Below are 6,668 nucleotides of genomic sequence, written 5' to 3'. Positions count from 1 at the left end.
TCAAAGAACTCGGATTCCTATTCTTTTCTGATTATTACCGACAAGTCACAACGTAAACTTAGGAACCGCCGTATACCGAACGGTACGTACGGTGGTGTGGGAGGTCGGCTGCTCAATTAATGAGCAGCCTCCTACCCGATTGGAAACTTAGCTCAGAAAGGATATTTCCTCGTGATGTAGAATAAATGAGAATTACTCAGGTGGGAATTGGTGGAAAAAAGGAGGTATACAGGATTGCACGGCATCCGAGTCATTTTATTTGATCTTGATGATACTCTTATTCATTTTGATGACTACTGGAAGGACAGTTTGATCGAAACCTTCCGGAGGCATCCGGCTACCAAAGCCATCGATCCTAAGATTTTGTTTGATCTGCTTTGGGAAAGGAACAAAGTTTATGAGCAACTTTATCATAATCAGGTGATCACACTGAGAGAATTCCGAAATCAACGATTAATCGATACAATGGCACTCATGGATTGTGAGATGGGTGAGAAGACCGCGGACGACTTCAACGATCTTCATAAAGAAACGAGCCTGCACTTTATGAAAGCCGATCCGGAATTAGTTGCATTATTAACGGACCTCTCTGCGGTCTACCAATTAGTCATAGTCACAAACGGACTAAAGACCAGGCAGCACGATAAAATTGACGCACTGGGGATCAAAGCTTTATTTGCCAAAGATTCGATTCTCATTTCGGAAGAAGTAGGTCATGAGAAGCCAGATATCGAAATGTATAATCAAGCATTATCACGATTTTCAGTTCGACCAGAAGAGGCTTTGTTTATAGGGGACTCCTGGAAAAATGATGTCGAGGGTCCGATTCGTGCGGGCCTCAGAGCAATCTGGTATAACAGAAAAAATGAGCTTATTCCTAGGAATGGAATTCAACCTTATGCCATGATCAGAACCATTCATGAATTAAGAGAGATATTATAATACCTTAGGCGGTGACCCCATGGAATCCATCCAGCTTTTATTAGCCCAGAAGTTCGGAGACATCGAAAACCGTATAACTCAGGCGCTTGACCAGCTTAATGATGAGCAAGTCAACTGGCGGCCGAACGAATCGAGCAACAGTATCGCCAATCTGATCATTCATATGTGCGGAAATCTCAACGAGCGCGTGGGTAAAGGGATCCTGCAGAAGCCATATTCTCGCGATCGGGACCAAGAGTTCGAGTACACCTACACCGCGAAAAAGGAACTGCTCGACCTAATGCGTGCCACGTTTGAAGAGACGATAATCACCACCAGTCAAGCGACGGACGACATGCTCGAAGCAACTCAAACGGTGCGTCAAAATGAGCGAACGAACCTGGACATCCTGCTGCAATGCGCGACACATATGTCCGAGCATCTGGGGCAGATTCTGTATATCGGCAAAATGCTGTTGGACGAGCAGTACATCAGCACTTCGATTCCAAGGAGTAAGAGGTGAGAGCATGCGAATGCGAGCGGAAAACGAAGTGCTGGACCAGCTCCAACAATACGCGCAAACCGACCCGAAGGTCCGAGCCGTCCTGTTGAACGGTTCCAGAGTGAATCCGAATGCACCTCAGGATTTGTTTAATGATTACGATGTGGTTTTTGCTGTAGATGAACCGGAATATTATGCACGCCATCAAGAATGGATCGGCACGTTTGGTGAGCTGATTATGATGCAGCAAAATACGATTCAGGAGCATGGGGAGCAATGGTATATTTTTCTCATGCTGTTTATGGATGGCGTTCGAATAGATCTCAGCTTTAAAAAGGTGGAGTATATCAATGCTCACGATGAAGATAGCTTAACGAAGGTGCTGCTGGATAAAGATCAGCGGATCAAGCCGTATGCGCCGCCAAGCGATCAATCCTATGTGACCCATTGCCCGTCGAAACAAGAGTATGATGACGTGCTCAATGAGATCTGGTGGTGTTCGACGAATGTGGCCAAAGGGATATGGCGGGAGGAGCTCTCTTATGCCAAATTCATGCTGGATGTGATCGTCAAAGATGCTGTCATCAAGCTGCTCTTGTGGCATGTGGGCCTTCACCATGACTGGTCCGCGAATGTGGGGAAGGCTGGAAAATGGCTGGAAGACTTTTTATCGCCGGAGCTGTGGGAAGCTTTTGTTCGCACATATCCTGGTGTCCGTTATGAGGAGCTATGGGATGCGCTGCTGGCCACGGGCGAGCTGACGCGAACAGTTGGCGTGGAGTTGGCCGAGCGGCTGGGATACGACTACCAAGTGGAGGATGATCGGCGAGTGACGGCTTATCTGCATAAAGTTCGGCAGCTCCCGAAGGATGCGGAATATTTTTGATGAAGGTGGGAGGATCGAAGGTTGGGCTATATTGATGAATTGCGGGCTTTAGTGGGCCATCGTCCACTTATTTTGGTCGGAGCGGTGGTTGTCGTGGTGGATGCCGACGGACGGATCTTGATCCAGCAACGCCGATTTCCTTATGGCCGATGGGGACTTCCCGGCGGATTAATGGAGCTGGGGGAGTCCGTGGAGGATACGGCCAGACGAGAGCTGTTTGAAGAAACGCAGCTGACCGCAGGAGAGCTGAAGCTGATCAACATATACTCGGGTCCGGAGCAATTTATTCGGGCGGCCAATGGAGATGAGTTTTATGCGGTGACGACGGCATTTTATACGACGGAGGTGGAGGGGGAGCTGGTGATCGACCCCACTGAAGCGCTGAATTTTGAGTATTACCACCCCAGCGAGCTGCCAGAGGATATGGTAAAAAGCCATCGGCGCATTCTTCAAGAGTTTCTGGAGCGCCATTATAGTGTAACCCAACATCTAAGAGGTGTCGATGACGATGACGAGAGCAGAAATTGAAATTGTAAAGCCGGATAACGCCGCCCTGCTGCAATTAATAGATCAGCTAGATGCCGATTTATTGGACCGTTACCCAGCGGAAGAAGTGCATGGGGTAGATTTTCAAGACCCTCAGATTCATGAGATTCTATTTATTGTTGCTTACGTGGATGGCCAAGCCGTTGGCTGCGGCGCGATTCGACCGCTCGATTCGGAGTCCGTGGAGCTCAAACGATTTTTTGTAGCGCCAGATTACAGAAACCAAGGCATCGCCGCGCAAATGCTTCATTTCCTTGAGCAAAGAGCGGTCGAGCGCAAGTACCAATTCATTCGACTGGAAACGGGAACGATGCAGCCGGAAGCCAACCAATTTTATGAAAAGCATGGGTACGATGAAATTGCGCAATTTGGTATGTATGTGGGCAGCGAGTACAGCATTTGCTATGAGAAAAGGCTGGGCTGATTACGGACGAGGCACATCATGGAGCGCCGCCTCATACGTATGGTATCGTCAATAGGAGACGCATGTCCCCTGCTGATGCGTTTTTTTGGGCTGTACTGCAGCTTATACTCGGAATCAAGTGGAACCAAATACATAAATTACCTCCGCTTCGGTGAATCTAAACTAACTGAAATGTAATGAGGTGGAGGGTTAGCCCAATGAGTTACGCAAAAGGAGAAGCGTCATTACTTCGTGAACCGAATCAACGCAAATTGTTGTTCAGCGCCGGGCTCAGCTGGCTGTTCGATGCGATGGATGTGGGCATCATTTCATTTATTGCCGCCGCCCTGACGCTGGAATGGAAGCTGAGCGCCCAGCAGGTCGGGCTCTTGACGGCGATCAATTCCGTCGGGATGGCGGTGGGAGCGGTCGTAGCCGGCTCGCTCGCGGATCGATATGGACGCCGATCGATCCTGATCTGGACGCTGCTCATCTTCTCCGCGGCCAGCGGGCTGTCGGCGGTGGCGGCTACGTTCACCGTGCTGTGTACGCTGCGGTTTTTCACCGGCTTCGGGCTCGGCGGCGAGCTGCCGGTCGCTTCGACGCTCGTCTCCGAATCGGTGGCGCCGAGGGACAGAGGACGCGCCGTTGTTCTGCTGGAGAGCTTCTGGGCCGTCGGCTGGATCGCATCGGCGTTGATTGCGTTTTTCGTTATCCCGCACTATGGGTGGCGGATGGCATTCGTTATCGGCGCGCTTCCAGCGTTGTATGCACTATATCTGCGGCGGGCAATTCAAGATTCACCGCGGTATACGGAGCAGCAAAGCCGTAAGCTTCCATTTGGCGAACGGGTAGCCTCGGTATGGTCTGCAGATCATCGGCGATCCACGCTGACGGTTTGGATTCTGTGGTTTATGGTGGTGTTCTCGTATTACGGCATGTTCCTGTGGCTGCCTTCCGTGATGGTGATGAAGGGCTTTGGGCTGGTCAAAAGCTTCCAATACGTCCTCATCATGACGCTGGCGCAGCTGCCGGGCTATTTTACTGCTGCGTATTGTATCGAGGCGTTCGGTCGGAAGTTTGTCTTAGTAACCTATCTGCTGCTCGCGGCGGGCAGTGCGTTATGGTTCGGCAATGCTGCAACGGAGGGGAGCTTAATCGGGGCGGGCATATGCCTGTCGTTCTTTAACCTAGGGGCATGGGGCGGGATGTATGCGTACACCCCGGAGCTGTACCCTACGGCGGTCCGGTCTACCGGGGTCGGTCTGGCCGCTTCCTTTGGGCGGATTGGCGGCATCATCGGCCCGTATCTCGTAGGGCTGCTGGTGGCGAGGGGGACGGCGATCACGGCGATTTTTGTGATCTTTTTTGTGGCGATGGTGATCGGGGCGATGGCGGTGCTGTTTTTCGGGAAGGAAACGAAGGGGATGGACCCGGACCGGGAGGTCAGCAATCGGTTCGTCCCGAAGCGGGTGTAACGATAGCTCATCATGCTGCCATTGCTAAAAGGAATGCTGCTAGGGCTTTCCATCGCTGCGCCGGTCGGACCGATCGGCATCCTGTGCATTCGACGCACCCTCGCTTTCGGCAGGCTGTACGGCTTTTTATCCGGCTTGGGGGCGGCAACGGCGGACGCTTGCTATGGCCTTGTCGCGGGCCTCGGCTTAACGCTGATTATGAACTTCCTGCTCGATCAAAAAATGCTGCTGCAAGCCGCCGGCGGCCTTTTCCTGCTTTACTTCGGCATCCAAACGTTTCGCTCGAGTCCAGCCACGGACCCGGCGAAAGCGAAGAGCGAATCGCTGCTCAGCGCTTACCTCAGCACGCTGATGCTGACCTTGTCCAACCCCATGACGATCCTATCGTTCGTGGGGTTGTTTACCGGGCTGGGCCTAGGAGCTGGCCAAGGTGCTTTATCTTCTACAGTTGCTTTTATCGCGGGGGTATTTACGGGCTCGGCGTTATGGTGGCTCACGATCAGCGTGATAGTCGGCATTTGGCGGGATCGGCTCAAGACGGGCGCGCTGAAGTGGGTAAATCGAATCTCCGGGGTCATTGTGATCCTGTTTGGCATCATCTCCCTACTTAGCCTTCTGTAACTTATAGAAGGCTGTTCGCGCAGCATCCGTACAACCCGAACAACTACTTGCCGTTGTTTCGTGAAGGCTGAAGCAGCGCAGGCCAGTGACCGACGCCTAAACTTTTTCATCGCAGGAAGCAGGGAATTCCTCCATCGATCGGGAATGAACATAGGATGAACTTAACTTGGAAGATATCAGATCTGATCTAGTCGGAGAGAGGATGATCCATATGAACATAACGATCGTGGGAGCGGGCGCGGTAGGCGGATATTTTGGCGGGAGGATGCTGGAGGCGGGCCTGGACGTTACCTTCCTGGTCCGGGAAAAACGGGCGGAGCAGCTGCGTGCCACCGGTTTGCGGCTTCGCAGCTATTACGGGGATGCAGAGCTTCACAACGCCAGCCTGGCGCTTCACGCCGATGAGATCAAGGCATGCGATCTGGTGATCGTGGCGGTCAAAAATTACCAGCTACCAGCCGTTATCGATTCGATCCGCAACCTGGTTGAGCGAGGGGCGTTGGTGCTGCCGCTGCTCAATGGCGTCGAGCATTTTGAGGTGCTGAAGCAAGCCTTTGGGGAAGCGGCAGTGCTGGGAGGCATGTGCCAAGTGATCGCAACCTTGGATGAGGAAGGGGCGATCGTGCAAATCGGCCAGGCGCAGGAGATGGTGTTCGGACCGCTGAGTCCTGGGCAGGAGCCGGTTGCCCAAGCGCTTAGCGAAGCTTGCGCCGGAGCGAAGATGCGTGCGATGTATCGCGAGGACATTTTAGCGCAAATTTGGCAAAAGTACGCTTTTATTACTGCATTCTCCGGGATTACGACGGCGTCACGTCTCACGATCGGTCCAGTGATCGCCTGTGACGCGAGCCGCGAGGTGTTCCATCGGGTGCTGACGGAGATGACCGAGTTGGCTGCTGCCAATGGCGTACCGCTGCCAGAAGGGTTTGCGGAGCAGACGGTCGGTCGGATGAGCAAGCTTCCCGGCGAGTCCACCTCCTCGATGCATAAGGATTTCCTCAAGGGCTTGCCGCTCGAGGTCGAAAGCCTCCAAGGCGGAGCGCTCCGCATGGCGGCGGGGACCGGTATTCTTTTGCCGACAGTTTCGACGCTGTATGGCTTGATAAAGCCGTTTGAATCGGGAAGCACTCCCAATAAAGCCTGACTGACCAACCAGATGAGCTGTCTCTTATGAAGAGTCGGCTTTTTTCTTTGCTTTTTTGCAGAAACAAGTAAAAATTATGGATATAAAGTAAAATTCGCCTCATTTGAACCGGCACTCTCTTTCCCTATAATCAGGTTAGGCACCAGAAAATGTAACCTAATTGTGGA

8 protein-coding genes are annotated in these 6,668 nt (G+C 52.3%); all 8 read left to right on the top strand.

Features of this window, described 5'->3' with window-relative positions; genetic code table 11:
* Positions 1–234 precede the first annotated feature (234 nt).
* The 8 genes from FPZ49_RS22360 (at position 235) to FPZ49_RS22325 (ending at position 6,501) form a co-directional block, all read left to right on the top strand.
* Positions 235–942 (top strand): HAD family hydrolase, encoded by a 708-nt coding sequence (locus FPZ49_RS22360; protein WP_186446006.1) that lies wholly within the window; start codon positions 235–237, stop codon positions 940–942.
* Between the two features lie 19 nt (positions 943–961).
* Positions 962–1,444, top strand: a complete 483-nt coding sequence (locus FPZ49_RS22355; RefSeq protein ID WP_144851197.1) for a DinB family protein — start codon at positions 962–964, stop codon at positions 1,442–1,444.
* A gap of 4 nt (positions 1,445–1,448) precedes the next feature.
* Complete coding sequence (locus FPZ49_RS22350) at positions 1,449–2,309, top strand: aminoglycoside 6-adenylyltransferase (RefSeq protein ID WP_261381542.1); 861 nt, start codon at positions 1,449–1,451, stop codon at positions 2,307–2,309.
* A gap of 21 nt (positions 2,310–2,330) precedes the next feature.
* Entirely contained in the window at positions 2,331–2,837 is a 507-nt protein-coding gene (locus FPZ49_RS22345; protein WP_144851195.1) for an NUDIX hydrolase, read from the top strand.
* Positions 2,818–3,279, top strand: a complete 462-nt coding sequence (locus FPZ49_RS22340; RefSeq protein ID WP_144851193.1) for a GNAT family N-acetyltransferase — start codon at positions 2,818–2,820, stop codon at positions 3,277–3,279. The genes FPZ49_RS22345 and FPZ49_RS22340 overlap by 20 nt, the downstream gene beginning before the upstream one ends.
* A gap of 197 nt (positions 3,280–3,476) precedes the next feature.
* Entirely contained in the window at positions 3,477–4,736 is a 1,260-nt protein-coding gene (locus tag FPZ49_RS22335; RefSeq protein WP_144851191.1) for an MFS transporter, read from the top strand.
* 12 nt (positions 4,737–4,748) lie between these two features.
* Positions 4,749–5,357, top strand: coding sequence for a LysE/ArgO family amino acid transporter (locus tag FPZ49_RS22330; RefSeq protein WP_144851189.1), 609 nt, complete (start codon positions 4,749–4,751; stop codon positions 5,355–5,357).
* A gap of 211 nt (positions 5,358–5,568) precedes the next feature.
* The gene (locus tag FPZ49_RS22325) at positions 5,569–6,501 is read left to right on the top strand and encodes a ketopantoate reductase family protein (protein WP_144851187.1); all 933 of its coding nucleotides are present in this window, start codon (positions 5,569–5,571) and stop codon (positions 6,499–6,501) included.
* Positions 6,502–6,668 lie beyond the last annotated feature (167 nt).

The organism is Paenibacillus cremeus, assembly GCF_007786445.1.
Lineage (GTDB): Bacteria > Bacillota > Bacilli > Paenibacillales > NBRC-103111 > Paenibacillus_G > Paenibacillus_G cremeus.
The sequence above is the reverse complement of the archived record's forward strand: the minus strand, read 5'-3'. Positions and strand labels throughout refer to the sequence as shown.